General features: G+C 42.7%; 15 protein-coding genes. All 15 read left to right on the top strand.

The window, feature by feature from the left end; genetic code table 11:
* Positions 1-6015, top strand: a complete 6015-nt coding sequence (locus AC59IL_RS16500) for a DUF8696 domain-containing protein (RefSeq protein ID WP_496553267.1) — start codon at positions 1-3, stop codon at positions 6013-6015.
* A 223-nt stretch (positions 6016-6238) separates the two neighbouring features.
* Positions 6239-6979 (top strand): hypothetical protein, encoded by a 741-nt coding sequence (locus AC59IL_RS16495; RefSeq protein ID WP_496553266.1) that lies wholly within the window; start codon positions 6239-6241, stop codon positions 6977-6979.
* Positions 6980-7078: 99 nt separating this feature from the next.
* Positions 7079-7708, top strand: coding sequence for a hypothetical protein (locus tag AC59IL_RS16490; protein WP_496553265.1), 630 nt, complete (start codon positions 7079-7081; stop codon positions 7706-7708).
* 11 nt (positions 7709-7719) lie between these two features.
* Positions 7720-8517: a HipA family kinase gene (locus AC59IL_RS16485; RefSeq protein WP_496553264.1), complete on the top strand. Its 798-nt coding sequence runs from the start codon at positions 7720-7722 to the stop codon at positions 8515-8517.
* Positions 8495-8878 carry a DUF3037 domain-containing protein gene (locus AC59IL_RS16480; protein WP_496553263.1) on the top strand — a complete coding sequence of 128 codons (384 nt, stop codon included), beginning with the start codon at positions 8495-8497 and terminating at the stop codon, positions 8876-8878. Before AC59IL_RS16485 ends, AC59IL_RS16480 begins: the two co-directional genes overlap by 23 nt.
* Before the next feature lie 180 nt (positions 8879-9058).
* The gene (locus AC59IL_RS16475) at positions 9059-9538 is read left to right on the top strand and encodes a hypothetical protein (RefSeq protein WP_496553262.1); all 480 of its coding nucleotides are present in this window, start codon (positions 9059-9061) and stop codon (positions 9536-9538) included.
* 70 nt (positions 9539-9608) lie between these two features.
* Positions 9609-10478, top strand: a complete 870-nt coding sequence (locus AC59IL_RS16470; protein WP_496553261.1) for a hypothetical protein — start codon at positions 9609-9611, stop codon at positions 10476-10478.
* 431 nt (positions 10479-10909) lie between these two features.
* Positions 10910-11986, top strand: a complete 1077-nt coding sequence (locus AC59IL_RS16465) for a fatty acid desaturase family protein (protein ID WP_496553260.1) — start codon at positions 10910-10912, stop codon at positions 11984-11986.
* A gap of 267 nt (positions 11987-12253) precedes the next feature.
* A complete protein-coding gene (locus AC59IL_RS16460) occupies positions 12254-12952 on the top strand; it encodes a Crp/Fnr family transcriptional regulator (protein WP_496553259.1) in 699 nt (232 codons plus the stop codon).
* A gap of 197 nt (positions 12953-13149) precedes the next feature.
* A complete protein-coding gene (locus AC59IL_RS16455) occupies positions 13150-13617 on the top strand; it encodes a YHS domain-containing (seleno)protein (protein WP_496553258.1) in 468 nt (155 codons plus the stop codon).
* 142 nt (positions 13618-13759) lie between these two features.
* Positions 13760-14164 carry a DoxX family protein gene (locus AC59IL_RS16450; RefSeq protein WP_496553257.1) on the top strand — a complete coding sequence of 135 codons (405 nt, stop codon included), beginning with the start codon at positions 13760-13762 and terminating at the stop codon, positions 14162-14164.
* A 124-nt stretch (positions 14165-14288) separates the two neighbouring features.
* Complete coding sequence (locus AC59IL_RS16445; RefSeq protein ID WP_496553256.1) at positions 14289-14828, top strand: YceI family protein; 540 nt, start codon at positions 14289-14291, stop codon at positions 14826-14828.
* Positions 14829-14935: 107 nt separating this feature from the next.
* Positions 14936-15436 carry a hypothetical protein gene (locus tag AC59IL_RS16440; RefSeq protein ID WP_496553255.1) on the top strand — a complete coding sequence of 167 codons (501 nt, stop codon included), beginning with the start codon at positions 14936-14938 and terminating at the stop codon, positions 15434-15436.
* A 14-nt stretch (positions 15437-15450) separates the two neighbouring features.
* Positions 15451-16164: an NRDE family protein gene (locus AC59IL_RS16435; protein WP_496553254.1), complete on the top strand. Its 714-nt coding sequence runs from the start codon at positions 15451-15453 to the stop codon at positions 16162-16164.
* Complete coding sequence (locus AC59IL_RS16430) at positions 16164-17228, top strand: hypothetical protein (RefSeq protein WP_496553253.1); 1065 nt, start codon at positions 16164-16166, stop codon at positions 17226-17228. The genes AC59IL_RS16435 and AC59IL_RS16430 overlap by 1 nt, the downstream gene beginning before the upstream one ends.
* Positions 17229-17289 lie beyond the last annotated feature (61 nt).

The raw sequence follows: 17289 nt of genomic DNA, 5'->3' as shown, positions 1-17289 counted from the left end.
ATGCATTGTCAAAAAACTATGCCGGTATATTTCAGGTACGTCCTTGTGCTATTGGCTGGTTTGCTTATGGTATCAAATCGCGCCGGGGCACAGGCTACTATTACGGGAGCCACCTGTGTATTTTCCGGTAACTACTATGGTCCGTATATCATTAGTGGTATTACCTGGAGCACGGCCGACAAATGGTGCGTTACAGGCGGCACTATTAATTCAACCACCAACACCTGTATAAATAATAATGGCACCAATTCTATAGGAATTACCTGGAATTCCGGCATCACCAGTGGTACGGTATCGTACTATTCACCAGCCACCGCCACTACACCCATTGCTACACTTACGGTTACCATTATTAATCCGGGTACTGTGAGTCCCTCTGTTGCGTTTGTGCCAGGCGGACAGTCGACTACTGTTTCATTTACCGGATCAGGCGCCAGCGGCTGCAGCGGTACTTATAATTATCAATGGCAACAAAGCACTACCGGCGGTTCAACGTATACAAATATTTCCGGCGCCAACAGCCTTACCTGCAGCGTTACAGGAACCTATACCCAAACAAGTTTGTACCGGCTGGCAGTAACCAGCAGCAGTACAACAGGCACAGGCTATACTTCACCGGCTACAGTAGTTCCTATGAACCCGATTGTAACCGGCGCCATCAGCCCTGCATCGGTTGCTGTTAATTATAATACCAGTCCCGATTCCCTTAAAGCTACAGCAGCCAGCGGAGGTTCCTGCGGCACAAGCTATACGTATCAATGGCAGAGCTCAACAAATAATACAACCTGGACAAATATCTCCGGTGCAACAGGTTTAAGTTATAAACCCGGTAATCTTACCGTTACTACGTATTACCGGCAGGCAGTTACCTGCGGCCCGCTTACCCAATATACCAATACGGCTACCGTAACGGTATACCCGCAATTGCAGGCCGGCAGTATAACACCGGCTGCAGCTACCATTGTTTATAACACCAGTCCCGGTACGCTCACATTAAACAATGTATCGGGGGGTAATGGTACGTATACTTATCAATGGCAGCTATCACCGGATAATTCTACCTGGATTACTGTCACAGGCGCCGGTGCTGTTACCTTTACGCCCGGTAATTTAACCTCCGGTATGTATTACAGAGTAACCGTTATCAGCAATGGTATAAGTGCTCTGAGCTCAACCGCTGCCATTACCGTTAACAAACAATTGGCGGGGGGCGCCATCAGCGGTGCTGCAGGGCCCATTGTTTATAACACATCACCCGGTTTATTCAGCAACAGCCAAAGCGCTGCCAACGGCAGCTGTGGTAGCAGTTACAGCTATCAATGGCAGCTATCGTACGACAACAATACCTGGAACAATATCGCCGGCGCTACCGCCGGCACCTATACGCCCGGTGCACTCACCCTTCCACGTTACCATTTCAGGCGGCAGGTGAGTTGCGGAACCGAAACGGCCTGGTCGAATACATTGACTGTTCTGGTAAATCAACCTTTATCGTATGGTGATATTACGCCCGATAACCTTATCATTGCCTCAGGCGCTACGCCCGGTATGTTGACTGCCAATCCGGCTACCGGCGGCACCTGCGCCACGTATAGTTATCAGTGGCAGCAAAGCGCCAATGGCAGCACCTGGACCAATATCAGCGGCGCAACCAGCCAGAATTATACACCGGGTGCACTTACTGCTACCACGTATTATCGCCGTATGATAACGTGTGGTAGCGAAACAGGCTATACCAATGTGTGCAAAGTAACAGTAGGCGCCTTTGCATCGTGCGACGTGAATTATATTCGCGCAAGAGTTTTTACACAACCGGGTTTTACCGGCAAACCTTCGGCTGATAGTATTACAGCGCCACGTTCAGTTAAACAAACCACGCAATATTTTGATGGGCTTGGAAGATTGGTGCAAACGGTAGGCAAACAGGCCAGCTCTGGTTTGAAGGATGTTGTGGCTCCCATTGTATACGATGCCTGGGATCGGGAAACCAACAAATATCTGCCTTATGTGGCTGAAGCAACAGACGGTAATTACCGGTGCAATGCACTGCCCGAACAAAAAAGTTTTAATGCAACGCAGTTTCCCGATGAACAGTTTTTCTACGGGCAAACAGATTATGAATCGAGTCCCTTAAACCGGGTTGAAAAAACCTATGCACCCGGTAACAACTGGGTAGGCAGCAGCAGGGGCGTAGTCGCCAAATACTGGTATAACACAGCCATCGATGATGTGAGAATATGGAATGTAACGGATGTGACCGATAGCTTTGGTACTTACAGCACAACAACAGGTAGTGCCGGCGCCTATGTTGCGGGTGAATTAAGTAAAAATGTTACAATAGATGAGCGTGGCACCCAGATAATTACATTTACCGACAAGGATGAGAAAGTAATTCTGAAAAAAGTACAGTTAACCGCATTATCCGATAATGGCGGTGGCAGCGGGTATACCGGCTGGTTATGCACCTACTATATTTACGACGATATGGGTAACCTGCGTTGTGTGGTGCAACCGCACGGCGTAGAGCTGCTGTTACAAAACAACTGGAATACGGCTGCGCTTAATGGCGATATCCTGAACGAGCAATGCTTCCGTTATGAATACGACGGCCGCCAACGGATGATTATGAAAAAGATACCAGGCGGCGCTCCTGTTTATATGGTGTATGATAAAAGAGACAGGCTGGTAATGATCCAGGATGGCAATATGCGAAAAACAGGTCAGGTAAAATGGCTGGTTACGCTGTACGATAATCTGAACCGGCCCACTCAAACAGGATTGTGGACCAATAATCAGACTTTAACATATCATGCCGCTGCTGCTCAAAATGGTACGAATTTCTTTTATCCTTTTTCAGAAACCACTGTTCCTGCAACCGGATGGGAACTGTTAACACAAAAACACTATGATGATTATACCGCTCTTCCGGCCGGTTTAACAGCGAGCCTCACAAACAGTGGTTATACTACATACCTGAATGCTCCTGCAACTGATTATCCTGAACCTGTAACGCTGTTTGCTTCAGTAAAAGGATTGGTTACCTGGACAAAAGTTAAAGTAACCGACGAAACCCAATATATTACCTCCTGTACCCTGTATGATAAAAAGGGAAGGGTACTACAGGTACAAACCCTTAACTATACCAACGCTCCGGATGTTGTAACCAACCAGTACAACTTTGCCGGCCAGCTGTTAAGAAGCCATTTAAAGCATCAGAAGGGAGGCGGCAATGCTCAAACTTACACCCTGGCCACCAAAAACAACTACGATGACATGGGAAGAATGACATCGGTTGAAAAAGACTTTAATGGCAGTGGCTGGAAGCCGATAGCTGCTATGAGCTATGATGTATTGGGACAGATAAAAACCAAAAACATTTCCCCGGCCCTGAATAATAATGCCGGGCTTGAAACACTTACTTATGATTACAACATAAGGGGCTGGCTACTGGGAATAAATCGCGATTATGTTAAGAATGTTACCGGAGTGGGCGGCTATTTTGGATTTGACCTCGGTTACGATAAACAAACCATTGGTTCTATCGGCAGCTATGCAGCCGCTCAATATAATGGAAATATAACCGGAACTGTTTGGAAAAGCAGGGGCGACGGAGAGGTGAGAAAATATGATTATACCTATGATGCAGTAAACCGGCTTACCGGCGCCGACTTTAACCAGCAGTTTGGAAGCTCATGGGCCAAAACAGATCCAAACAATGCAGCCAATAAAATAGATTTTAGCGTAAGCAACCTTACCTATGATGCCAATGGCAATATAGTTACTATGCAACAACAGGGCTGGAAACCCGGTGGCAGTACTTTAGTGGACAACTTAAGTTACGCTTATATGAACAGTGGCAACAGCAACAAATTGCTGGCGGTAACCGAAAGCAGTGCCATTGGCACAACAGATAATAAACTCGGCGATTTTACCGATAAAAATCGCACATTGGATGATTATACTTATGATGTAAACGGCAATCTTGTTACTGATAAAAACAAGAAGATTGCCGGCATTATCTATAATTACATGAACCTGCCGCAAAAGATAAGCATTAGCAAAGACGACGGCACTTCCAAAGGCACAATCAGCTATTCATATGATGCTTCCGGCGCGAAGCTGAAAAAAACGGTTAGCGATAGCACCAACGGCGTAACAACTACTACATTATACATAGCAGGGTTTGAATACCGCAACGATACATTGCAACAGGTAGGGCAGGAGGAAGGACGTATACGCTACGCCAAAAAATACTTCTTTAACGGCGACAGCGCTTACCGCTATTTTTACGATTATTTTTTGAAAGATCATTTGAGCAATGTACGCATGGTGCTTACCGAACAAAAAGATACGGCAGGATATTATGCTACTATGGAATTGGGAACCAGCAACGCCATTCGCAACAAAGAAAACGCTTTGTTTAATAATATTACCACAAGTGCCTACGCAGCCGCCGGTGTACCGGGCGGTTACCCAGCCGATACCTCGCTCAGCAACCCCAATAATTATGTAGCCAAACTAAACGGCAGCGGCCAAAAAACAGGACCATCGATAGTATTGAAAGTTATGTCGGGCGATGTAATTGATGTAGCCGTTAAATCATTTTACAGACCACAGGGCGCAGCCGGTAGCAACACAAGCGCCCTTACCGATATTTTAACTTCATTGGCGGGCGGAATTGTTTCGGCATCGGGCGATGTGAAGGGAACGCTTTCGCAGTTAAGCAACAGCAGCACCAGTCCCTTGCTGGATGCCTTAAATCTGTTCAGATCGGGCAATAATCCCGATCCCACGGGTAAACCAAAGGCTTACCTGAACTGGATATTACTCGACGAGCGCTTCAATTATGTAAGCAGCTATCCGCAAAGCGGCGCATTGCCTGCAGGTAATGCCGATGTATTAAATACCCTGGCCTATACCGGTATTAACATCACCAAAAACGGTTACCTGTATATCTATGTAAGCAATGAAACGCAAAACTGGGATGTGTTCTTCGATAACCTCGCCATTAAACATTATACCGGGCCGATACTGGAGGAAACGCATTATTATCCTTATGGACTAACCATGGCGGGCATTAGCAGTAAGGCCATTGGCAAACAGGATAACAAATACGAATACAACGGGAAAGAAAAGCAGGAAAAAGAGTTTAGTGATGGCAGCGGTCTTGAGTGGTACGATTTTGGGGCCAGAATGTATGATGCTCAAATTGGCAGGTGGCATACGATAGACCCCATGTCAGAAACCGGCAGGCGCTGGAGCCCATATAGCTATGCTTATGATAATCCTGTTCGGTTTATCGATGTTGATGGTATGACGCCGGGCGATTCAACAAAGTTTAATTCGGTACAGGGGCAGGGGGCAGGTGCTACAGCTGATAAAGACGCTACTCAGTTAGCCGCGACTCTGAAAAAAGCAGGTGTTGGTTCAGCTCAGGCAACTGAAATTATGAACGAATACACGAACAATGATAACGGGGCAAAACCTATTATGAATGTGGGTGAAACAGAAACTTCTGTATCAACAACTTCCAATGGCCTGAGTTCAATGACAACTACAGAGACTTCCTCTTTCACTGTGGTAAGCGTGGATATGGGCTCAGGCGGACCATTACAAAAACAAAATGCCGGGAATAGTAATATAAATTTTGGGACTAATAATAGTGTTGCCAATGCTGACGCCAAGGCGTATACAGGTGGGTTAACTGTTACTATTAAAGCAAGTGATGCCGTTAGCGGGGGGGCGAATGCTTCAGCAACGTTGACTAACACTAAAACGAATACAACGGGTACCACGGGAAACATCACAACACCTGGTACATCATCACAAGGTACTTTAATGTTTAGAGTATCTGTTACAACAGTAACAACCGTAGTAACAAAGAATACTACATTCGATGGAATGGGTATGGCTTCCGGAACCTCCACATCGAATACATATACAAATTCAAAATTTTACTACTCTGACACCAACAAAAACAGCCGCATTGCGCTTGTAAAAGTTGGTAGTTATTAATACCCGAATACAAAAAGTCCCGCCTTACGGCGGGATTTTTTGTATTCATACTGCCTGTTGATGTACAGCGCCCATCTCACACACTTATCGCCCAAAACTGCACACTTATAAGCCAAAACTACACGCTTATTAACCAGCATTCAAAATGTTAAAATGATTTTATAGTTTAGCGCGTGATTATAACGTTTAGTTTATAATTTATCTAAACCCAACTTATATAGCCATGAAAATCGTTGCCCCTTACCTGTTGGTGGCCCTTTGCTGTGTATTAATTTTTTCCTGTCAGAAAGATGCAGACTCATCCGGTTCCTCAACCGTTAAATACAAGATAAAAACATATACTGAGGAAGTAACTTCACCTTTGGGAAGTGAAAAACAATCTTTCAATGCCAGTTATGATAACAACGACAGATTGCTAACCCTTGAATCCGTTACTACACCCGGTTATAAATTTGTGTATCAGTATCCGAACGACAAACAGTTTACCATGGATATATACGACGCTGGTTCGGTTACAATACATGTTACCTCTTTTATCAACAGCAGCGTTTCTTTAGTCGACAGCACTTTTCAGTATAACGATACACAGGATTCCTCCACTGAAAAATATATTTATAACAGCAGTAAGCAATTGGTGAAAAAATACGAATATGAATATTCAAAGTCAACCGGTTCTGTACTCGATAATGTTGTAGATTATACCTATGATAGCAATGGGAATCTTATAAAAGAAAAAGATTATTCTGGCGAAACTACCTTAAAATACGATACTGTTATTCCCAATACACTTTATCAGGGCCTTATTTACGCCAATAACCCTAAGCAGTTGCCTACCAGCGAAATTACCACAGGAGGCGAAACAGTTACTCACACATACACTTTCGACAGCGATAAACGTGTTATCGGTGATAATGTAGTTAGTACCGACGGCTCAGTTATAAAAAGAACGTATACGTATTATTGAAAATCATCCGGAAAAATAAAAAGACTTCAGTACGGAGCAAAAAAGCTCCGTACTTTTTAATTCAGTCAAATACATTGAGAAAATCAGCAGTTCGCAGCCATGTATCAGCATCTTCAGCAATCGATCAATACCATAATGCCTTTTTTGGTAAAGGCCGATTTAAATGAATACCCCAATGGCGCTTTCGTGTTCAATCCGCTTGGCAATGAAAGATTATTAAAAAAGGTTGCTGATGACCTGGCCTGTGTGTATATATTCACCGATGATGGAAAACCGGTAATTGCCGACAAAGAGCTTATCGCAGCCTGTAATTTGAAGGCCGAAGACCTGGCCGGCATTGCAGAAGAGAATGTTTTTAAGTTATTTCAATATCACCAGGTCTTAAAAAATGATATAATTCCCAATGGCGGTTTGTATTCTATTTTGCTGAACAACCGGAACGAGGCTTCCTGTATGGTATCTCCCCGGATATGGACTACCCTTAGCGACCGTCATAATGATCATATATTCGTATCGGTTCCCAAATACAACGAAATACATTTTTGCACTTTACAAAGTAATGCATTACCCGGTTTGATTTCGCATACCATAACCACTTACAACAATGCAGGTAATGCCGCCCTTTCACCCAACATTTATCTGCATCATAATGGTTCATGGGTCATGTTCGACAAAGGGTACCAGCAAATCATTGAATATTGTACAGTCCATAATTTATTCTATTTTTAGCGCCATTTTTTATGGCGAACAATCATCCTGAATTAAGAACAGTGAACGTTACGCGATATGTAACGCCGTTGCGTGAAGGCGGTTCGCTGCCGGCCATTGCCGAAGCAGACGACGGTTTTATGTACGTGCTTAAATTTCGCGGGGCAGGGCAGGGGATAAAGGCATTGATTGCCGAACTGATCGGCGGTGAAATTGCCCGTGCCCTTGGATTAAAAATCCCTGAAATTGTATTGGCCAATCTGGATACCGCTTTTGGCCGCACCGAACCCGATGAAGAGATCCAGGACCTGTTAAAGGCAAGCGTTGGACTGAACCTCGGGTTGCATTATCTGTCGGGCGCTATTACATATGATCCCGCCGTTACCACCATCGAACCCAAACTGGCTTCGCAAATTGTATGGCTCGATTGTTTGCTTACTAATGTCGACCGCACCGCGCGTAATACCAATATGCTTATCTGGCACAAAGAACTATGGCTGATTGATCATGGCGCTACGCTGTACTTTCATCACTCCTGGCAAAACTGGAAGGAACAGGCCCTGCGGCCATTTGTACAGGTAAAAGATCATGTATTATTACCACAGGCTACGCAGCTGAATGTGGTTGATTCAGCATTCCGTGCTATTCTTACACCCGAGCGCATTGCCGGTATAGTACAGGCTATTCCCGAAGACTGGCTTAACACCAACCTGCCTGAAGCATCTGTTGAAGAACGCCGCCATGTTTATACTGAATTTTTAAATACACGAATTGCATCGTCTGAAATATTTGTAAAAGAAGCCCAACATGCAGGAAAAATATTTATTTGAGTACGCTGTTATTCGTATAGTGCCAAAAGTTGAGCGCGAGGAATTTTGTAACGTTGGCATTATTCTTTACTGTAAGGAACAGCGGTTTTTGCAAACTATGTATACGGTAAACAGCGACCGTATAAAGGCGTTGGACGAAAAGGCGGATATTCCCGAAATAAATGCCTACCTGCAGGCTTTTGAAAAAATATGTAAAGGTATAAAAGAAGGCGGGCCGATTGCCCAACTGGATATGGCTTCGCGTTTCAGGTGGCTAACAGCGCAACGAAGCACTATTTTACAAACGTCGAAAGTACATCCCGGCTTTTGCCAAAATCCTCAGCAGGCGCTGATACGGCTGCATGAGCAGTTGGTACTGTAACAAACTCCCACCACCATACGATACACTGCAAACCCTTCCTCCAGGGCAAAGTAATATTATGATGTTGCTTGAATATCAACGCTTTATGAATTAATGACATTTCATTAACAAACAGTTTCTGGGCGGTCATTAAACATTTGTCTATTTCTAATATCTATTACTTCCTAAAAAGTAAACAACATGAAAACATTTTTTCTCGGCCTTGCCGTATGCATCTCATTGGCTGCTTCAGCCCAACAACGTGTAGCTCATCCCCACGAAGTAAGAAAAGATACCCGTGACATCAGGAGCGACAGGCGCGATATCCACCACGATAAAAAAGATATTGCGCATGATAACAAGGATATTTCTGCTGACAAAAAAGATCGTCGTCAGGATGTCAAAGATCTGAGCCAGGATAAAAAAGATATCCATCAGGATAAAAAAGAACTGGTAAAGGACAAAAAAGATGGCAACACCGCAGATCTGGCTGCAGACAAAGCAGATATTAAGAGTGATCGAAAAGATATTCACGCCGATAAAAAAGATATTGGCTCCGATACCCGTGATATCCGTCATGATCGCAACGACAGAAGAAAAGATGCAAAAGATTTGAAAAAAGATAAGAAAGACCTGAAAGAAGATAAGAAAGAACGGGTCGAAGACGCAACAGGAAATTAAGTTACATTCAAAGTAAAGGTCCGAAACATTGTTCCGGACCTTTCTTTATACCGATAACCCCTGCACCACCATGAAAAAAATATACTTTATTGGTTGTTTTGCCTTACTGATTTTCTCCGGTCAGTTTTTGATTGCCCAGGATTCAACCACAAAAAAAGCAACTTCATATGCAAAGTTGCGGGTAAGCTACCTCAGCGATAATGTTTATTTAGGCAGAAGCGATTCCTTAAAAACTCCTTATATAACACCAGCCTTTACGTATTACCATAAATCGGGATTATTTGCCGGTATCAGTGGTTCATACCTTACTACCACCGGAACGATGGATATGTTTAGCCTTACAGGCGGTTACAGTTTGAGCAAAAACAAATGGTATGGTGAAATAGCCGCCGACAAATATTTTTATAGTTCATCCAGCTATAGTGTAACATCAGAATTAAAGGGTGATTTCAGTATTTATTCAGATTATGATTTTGGATGGATTGAACCCAGTGTAACCGGTAGGGTTACATTCGGCGATGCTACAGATTTTGCAGCTACCATTGGGCTTGATCATACTTTCTTTATGTGGAATGATAATATTTCCGCTACTCCCACGTTTTATATAAACGCTGCTACCCAAAATTATTATAATGCCTATTATCACAAAAGAAGGTATGCAACAACAAGAACAGGGCAAACAAAGGCACTTGATATCACTGCAAGCACACAGGATGCCTCGAAATTCAGGATACTGGATTATGAAATAACACTTCCGGTTGATTATAGTCTTAAAAAATTCACTTTCGGCTTTACGCCTACGCTGGCATTGCCGGTAAATCCAAATACGATTAAGATTGTTGTAAAACCGGTAAACGGTACGCAGGAACGTACAAAGTATACTGCTGAAAATTTGACTACACGTTTTTTCTTTACGGCATTTTGTTCAATTAAGATATAAACCTCAAACATCCCTGATTTTAAAAGCTGCAAACGAACGAACGTTCACGTAATTATACCCCAAAAATAACCCGTAGATTGCTGAAAAACGATGGTAATCGTAGTGGCATAGAGTTTGCTCAACCAGATATGCATTATTGTTTGCTGTTAAAAAAAATTACCATGTATTTCTGTGAAAAACTATTTATTGATTACAAAAAACAAATGCTTCCCTGGCATACTTTTTCAGTTCGCATACCGTTGATGTACGATTTATGTTCATTATCAAATTGAAATGAATATAATTAATGGGGTATCCTTAACATTTCTTTCTTTACCTTTGCGGCTCTTATAAAACCATAAAGAAGTATCCTTTTCACGGTAATAAATGCTCTTCTTAGTAGCAGGGTTTTATTAAAAGTGACTGTTGATACAAAACAATTTCGCGTAATTATGCCTAAAGTAACCTTTAATAATAAAGACAAGTCTTTTTTTAATACTTTAAAAGCCGGCGTTGATCAGTATTTTGCGTCTAATAAAATCAGGAAAACCGGCAACTGGAGCCTGTATTCAAAAACAGCCATTTTAGCGCCTTCCGCTATTGTTGTGTATGCCTCTCTGCTTTTTTTTCAGCCCCCTGCTTTTTTGGCCATTTTACTGTGCTGCCTGCTGGGATTTATCCTTGCCAGTATCGGTTTTAATGTAATGCACGATGCCTGCCATGGCAGTTATTCAAGCCGCGGCTGGGTAAATGATACTATGGCCCTGAGCTCGAACTTAATGGGCGGTAATACCTTCATCTGGAAGTTTAAACATAATATAGTACATCATACATATACAAATGTCGATGGGGTCGACGATGATATTGCACTTAGCCCCCTGATGCGTCAATGCGAAACCCAAAAATGGTTCCCGCCGCACCGTTTTCAGCATATTTACGGCTTCATTTTGTATGCTTTTACCTCGCTTGCCTGGTTTTTTGTAATGGATTTTACAAAATATTTCAACCAGAAGGTGCATACAACGCCTATGCAGAAAATGGATTTTAAGGAACACGTTATTTTCTGGGTAAGCAAATTGTTGTATGCCGGCTTTTTTGTTGTTCTGCCTATCATAAAACTGGGCTGGATGCCCTGGATGTTCGGCTTTATTGCCCTGAACCTCACCCTCGGTTTAACCCTTGCAGTCGTATTTCAACTGGCCCATGTGGTAGAACATACTGAGTTTGTTCATGTTGATATAGATGATGTTAAAAAAATTGAAGAAGAGTGGGCCATTCATCAGATAAAAACCACAGCCAATTTTGCTCCACGCAATAAGTTCGTATCGTGGTTTGTAGGCGGCCTGAATTATCAGGTAGAACACCACCTGTTTCCCCGTATCAGTCATATACATTACCCTGCCATCAATAATATTGTAAAACAAACCTGCAGGCAGTTTGGTATTACCTATAACGAATTTCCAACCATGCAGCAGGCCATTGCTTCGCATTACAGAGTGATTAAGCAATTGGGCAAAAGGCCGGCTTAAGCTGGTTGCTTCGCAACTTTTATGCAGTAGCGCTAAGAGCTATAAGAGAAAAGGAGAAAAAAGAGAATATTTATCTTTTTTCTCCTTTTTTTATGCCTGGAAACGCTGTTTAGATTCTCTTTCACTCTTTTAGTCCCGCTTTGCGGGACGTTTCTCCTTTCTCTCTTTTTCTCCTTTATGCTCTTAGCGCCACTGCATTAGGCGCTGGCGCCTTTTTTTGTAACTTACATCAACTAAGAACTTAGAACATAGAACCCCAGAACTGCTATGAGTGCGGATAACAAATGGCTTTTAATACGCAATTACGATTTGTGGGCGCATCTTACCGATGACGAGTACGATGAGCTGAACATTGTTCATAATTTTATTGAGGCCCCTAAAGGCGATTACATCTACTTCGAAGCGTTTCATCACAATAAACTGTATTTCGTTAAAGAGGGATATATACGCATTGGATATATCGACGACAGCGGCCGTGAAGTGATCAAAGAAATCATTCAAAAAGGGGAGCTGTTCGGACAAATTACCCTCGAAAGAAATAGCCTGAATGGCGAATTTGCACAGGCCTGGAAAGCCGGCGTAAGTCTATGCGCTTTTACTATCGAAGATTTTGAAAAGTTGTTACAAAAAAGGCCCGAATTAGCTTTAAAATACAGCAAACAGATAGGCGCCAAACTGAAACAGATCGAAAACCGGCTGATCAACCTGCTCAATAAAGATGTAAAAACTCGGTTGGTGCATTTTTTATTACTGCTGGCGCAAAAACAAGGCAGTTCGAACAATACCAGCCGCTGTGTTCCCAATTACCTTACTCATGAAGATATTGCCCACCTCATAGGATCGAGCCGGCAAACCGTTACCACCCTTATCAACGAACTCACCGAAGAAGGACTGATCAATTACAGTCGCCATGAGATTTGCTTTCCCGATGTTAATAAAATTCAAAAGCTGACCATTGTCGTATAGCCGACAGGCGAACAGTACCCTTGTTATTAGTTTTGTTCTGTGAATCGGAAGCCGGAATCCGGAAGTCAGAGATCTGAAGTCTGAGGTCCGAAGACTGAAATCCGAAACTCACGTTATAAAGAAAGAAGGGATTCAATAAAATTCGGGGTTTTCTGACTTCCGACATCTGACTTCCGACTTCTCTAAAATATTATTATATGAAACACATTGTAACGGTACTGACAATTCTATTAATGAGTACAGCTATAGGGCATGCACAGGATGCAGCATTCAGAACAAAACAGTTTAACCTCGATGAAGGAGTGGCTATACAGGGATACGATCCGGTAGCTTACTTTTTACAGCACAAAGCTATCAAAGGAAGCCGTGACCTTGCTGTTAGTCACCAGGGCGTTGTGTATTATTTTTCGTCGGCAGCCAATAAAGAAGAGTTCAAAAAAAATCCGTCGAAATACGAGCCGCAATATGGCGGTTGGTGTGCCTATGCCATGGGTGCCAAAGGCGAAAAAGTAACCATCGACCCCAAAACCTTTAAAATTATCGATGGAAAGCTATACCTGTTTTATAACCGGTTTTTTAATAATACCCTTACCGACTGGAACAAAAATGAAGTTGAACTCAGGAAAAATGCTGATGGTAATTGGAAGAAGATTACCGGATATTGAGATTTCGCGATTTAGAGATTTTGGGATTTTGAGATTTAAATGAAAGCATAAACCGGAAGAAATCTCAAAATCTAAAAATCCCAAAATCAGAAATAAACTTTAACCCTTACTACAATTTATACATGCGAGTAAAAAGTTAATTATGCAGGTAAAAAATATTGCCATCTGGGTTCTTCGGTTGCTGGCTGCCGTAATTATGCTTCAAACCCTTTACTTTAAGTTTACGGCACACGAACAATCTGTTGCCTTGTTTACAAAAATCGGTATGGAGCCCTGGGGGCGTATCGGCACCGGCGTGCTGGAACTTATTGCATCGGTACTGATTTTATATCCGCGTACAACCGGCTGGGGAGCGGCCCTTGGCGTAGGATTGATGAGCGGCGCCCTGTTCTTTCATTTGTTTACCGGTTTGGGCATAGTGGTCGACGGAGATGCTGTATTATTTATCTATGCGGTTATCACTTTTGTTTGCTGCCTGATATTGCTGATCATTTACCGCAAACAGATTATAGGTTTCTTTTTTAAAAATCAAATGAAGCATGCCTGAACCAACTATGGTATTTTGAATGGATAGCGTGAAAAATTTTCCACGCTTTTTGTTAAAAACAGTAACAAAGCGCAAGCTATAAAGCATAAAAACGGCCAATGAATTATATTACAAGGTTTTTTATATGAAATATTACATTTTTTTAGTTGTTGGCCTTTTTAGTTCTATCTATTCGTTTGCCCAGTCGTTTACCCCGGTTGATAGTTTGTCGGAAGTTTCGTTCAAAATAAAGAACCTCGGATTCAATAGCAGCGGCTCTTTCAGCGGTCTGGCGGGCGTTATAACCTTTACACCCGATAACCCGGCTGGCTGCAATTTTGATGTGCATATTGAAGCCAATACGGTAAATACAGGGGTCAATTTAAGAGATGAACACCTGCACGGCACTGAATATTTTGATGTTAAAAACTATCCGCAAATCAGGTTCGTATCTGTAAAAGTCACCGGTTCCAATAAGAGCGGAACATTATTTGTTTTTGGTAAGCTTACCATGAAAGGAATAACGAAAGATTTGTCGTTCCCTTTTACAGCACAGCCATACAAGGATGGTTATATGTTTAATGGTGAATTTAAGCTCAACCGCAGAGATTTTAAAGTGGGTGGAGGCAGTACACTAAGCGATAATCTAACGGTTATACTGAAGGTTTACGCAAAGAAAGATTAACGGTGATACAGGCAGGTAAAACTGTAAGCCAGGTACTGAGTGAAAATTGTATATGCGGAAAAATCTTAATAAAATAATAATATTATATTTAGGAACAAAACCGACCAATGCAATTACAACAAGCTGTAAATAACATTTTTGTACAACTTACAGGCTCACTCAGCCAGCTATCGCCACCGCAGTATAGGCAGCCGTGTAAAACCCTTTTTAGCAACACGGTTGGCCAGCATGTGCGACACATCATTGAGTTGTTTCAGTGTCTTGAAAACGGATACGAATCGGGTATAGTGAATTATGAAAAGCGTAAACGCGATGTGCTTATTGAAACCGATAAGGAGCTTGCCTGCCGGCTGCTCATCGATTTGTACCGGGTATTGAACAAACCCAATAAAATGCTCACGCTGCAGGCCTGTTACGACGATCATATCAACGAAACCATTGCCATTGAAACAAATTATTACCGCGAAATCGCTTATAACCTTGAACATACCATCCATCACATGGCATTGATTCGTGTGGGCATTACTGAAATATCAGCCATTCAATTACCCGATGATTTTGGCGTAGCCTCATCTACCATTAAGTATCGAAAACAATGTGCACAGTAACATTTATTCCTGTCATGCAAGGGTGTGGGCATAAAATATATCTTACATCCAACCGCGATGAAAAGCATTGGCGTTCCAGTGCTTTGCCGCCTGACGTATATCGTTTTGCATCGGGCAAGCTGTTGTTTCCGAAAGACGGCGATGCCGGTGGTACCTGGATCGCTGCCCATGAAAACGGTAATGCGATCGTTTTTTTGAATGGCGGTTTTATTCGTCATACACCCGCACCGCCTTACCGCAAAAGCCGCGGACTGATTTTACTTGACCTGATCGCTGCTGATAACCCGGTTACCGGTTTTGAAAAGATAAATCCGGAGCAGATTGAACCTTTTACCGCCATCATATGGAATCAGGGACAACTTTTTGAATGCCGGTGGGATGGATCAAAAAAACACAGTTTAAAGGTAAATGCATTGCAACCACATATATGGTCGAGTGTTACGTTGTACGATGAGGAGGTGATCAAAAAACGCAAAAGCTGGTTCAGCAACTGGCTGCAAAAAAACAAACAATTGTCGCAACAGGATATTCTGAACTTTCACCAGTTTACCGGCGATGGCGATGCGCACAACGATTTACGCATGAACCGGAACGGACAGGTATTTACCGTAAGCGTTACTTCAATGGCCATTACTGATGAAGCTATACAAATGCAATATCTCGATCTTAAAAACAGCAGTGCCTACAACACAAACTTAACTGTCGAAAAATCAATGGCAGGCCGATAATGAAAAGCATACAACGCATCCTGCACCGACCTTTTTTTATAAAATTATTTAACTGGGAATACTGGAGCTTTACGGCCGTTTATCTGTGTATTTACCCGGTTTGGGTAGCATTGTGCCTGCGGGCCAGGTCGTTCTTTTTCTTTGCCGCCTCCAATCCCACTATTAAGAATGGCGGTTTTTTATGTGAATCGAAAAAAGACATCATTACTATTATTCCCCCGCAATATCATCCGCCTACTGTTTTCTTTTCGATACCGGCCAATGGCCAAATGGTATTGAAAGATCTGCAACGGGCCGGTTTACAGTTTCCGCTCATTGGGAAACCCAATATTGGTGCACGTGGCCGGGGTATAAAGGTGTTATGCCATGAACAGGATGTAATTACCTATACACATGGCGCATTTCTTGATTTTCATATACAGGAGTTTGTTCCCTGGAAAAACGAAGCGGGTATTTTTTATGTACGATATCCCGGTTCTGAAAAAGGAATGGTCACCGGTATTGTACGCAAAGAGTTTTTATCGGTAACAGGCGATGGAAAGCACACCATTCATCAATTGTTGCAACAGGATAAAAGGGCATTGATGTATCTTAACAGTCTTGAAATTATTCATGGCAACGGTTTAAACGAAGTACTGCCCGAAGGAGAAAAAAAGATCGTTTCGCCTTATGGCAATCATGCCCGCGGTGCAAAGTTCCTCGACGACAGTCATTTGGCCGATGAAGCCATTACGCGGGTAATTGATGACGTTTGCAGGCAGATACCCGGTTTTTATTTCGGCCGGCTCGATATTCGTTTCGATACCTGGGACGCGCTGAAACAAGGCAAAAACTTTTCGATCATTGAAGTGAACGGAGCCGGTTCCGAGCCAACCCATATTTATGATCCCCGGCACTCCTTATTCTTTGCCTGGAAAGAAATTATCAGGCACTGGATATTTTTGTACCGTGTAAGCCGTTTGAACCATAAAAAAGGTCATCGCTATCTTTCATTGAAAGAAGGTGTTGCCATGTTCAGGGAAGATAAATTGTGGTCGCAGAAGCTGGCTGCCATGGCAGAATAGTTTATGGTTTATGGTTGCTGCCGCGTTTTGGAGTTTCATTATTAAAACTCTACACCTTAAA

The sequence above is a fragment of the Niastella sp. sgz303648 genome (genome assembly GCF_059587045.1).
Note: the sequence above shows the minus strand (reverse complement) of the source record. Positions and strands in the feature narration are given on the sequence as shown.

Bases quoted from the DNA above. Each gene is read 5' to 3' on its own strand.
- AC59IL_RS16450 (WP_496553257.1), top strand. From the start codon at position 13,760: ATGCAGGTAAAAAATATTGCCATCTGGGTTCTTCGGTTGCTGGCTGCC.
- AC59IL_RS16430 (WP_496553253.1), top strand. From the start codon at position 16,164: ATGAAAAGCATACAACGCATCCTGCACCGACCTTTTTTTATAAAATTA.
- AC59IL_RS16460 (WP_496553259.1), top strand. From the start codon at position 12,254: ATGAGTGCGGATAACAAATGGCTTTTAATACGCAATTACGATTTGTGG.
- AC59IL_RS16435 (WP_496553254.1), top strand. From the start codon at position 15,451: ATGCAAGGGTGTGGGCATAAAATATATCTTACATCCAACCGCGATGAA.
- AC59IL_RS16495 (WP_496553266.1), top strand. From the start codon at position 6,239: ATGAAAATCGTTGCCCCTTACCTGTTGGTGGCCCTTTGCTGTGTATTA.
- AC59IL_RS16445 (WP_496553256.1), top strand. From the start codon at position 14,289: ATGAAATATTACATTTTTTTAGTTGTTGGCCTTTTTAGTTCTATCTAT.
- AC59IL_RS16475 (WP_496553262.1), top strand. From the start codon at position 9,059: ATGAAAACATTTTTTCTCGGCCTTGCCGTATGCATCTCATTGGCTGCT.
- AC59IL_RS16440 (WP_496553255.1), top strand. From the start codon at position 14,936: ATGCAATTACAACAAGCTGTAAATAACATTTTTGTACAACTTACAGGC.
- AC59IL_RS16500 (WP_496553267.1), top strand. From the start codon at position 1: ATGCATTGTCAAAAAACTATGCCGGTATATTTCAGGTACGTCCTTGTG.
- AC59IL_RS16470 (WP_496553261.1), top strand. From the start codon at position 9,609: ATGAAAAAAATATACTTTATTGGTTGTTTTGCCTTACTGATTTTCTCC.
- AC59IL_RS16485 (WP_496553264.1), top strand. From the start codon at position 7,720: ATGGCGAACAATCATCCTGAATTAAGAACAGTGAACGTTACGCGATAT.
- AC59IL_RS16455 (WP_496553258.1), top strand. From the start codon at position 13,150: ATGAAACACATTGTAACGGTACTGACAATTCTATTAATGAGTACAGCT.
- AC59IL_RS16490 (WP_496553265.1), top strand. From the start codon at position 7,079: ATGTATCAGCATCTTCAGCAATCGATCAATACCATAATGCCTTTTTTG.
- AC59IL_RS16465 (WP_496553260.1), top strand. From the start codon at position 10,910: ATGCCTAAAGTAACCTTTAATAATAAAGACAAGTCTTTTTTTAATACT.
- AC59IL_RS16480 (WP_496553263.1), top strand. From the start codon at position 8,495: ATGCAGGAAAAATATTTATTTGAGTACGCTGTTATTCGTATAGTGCCA.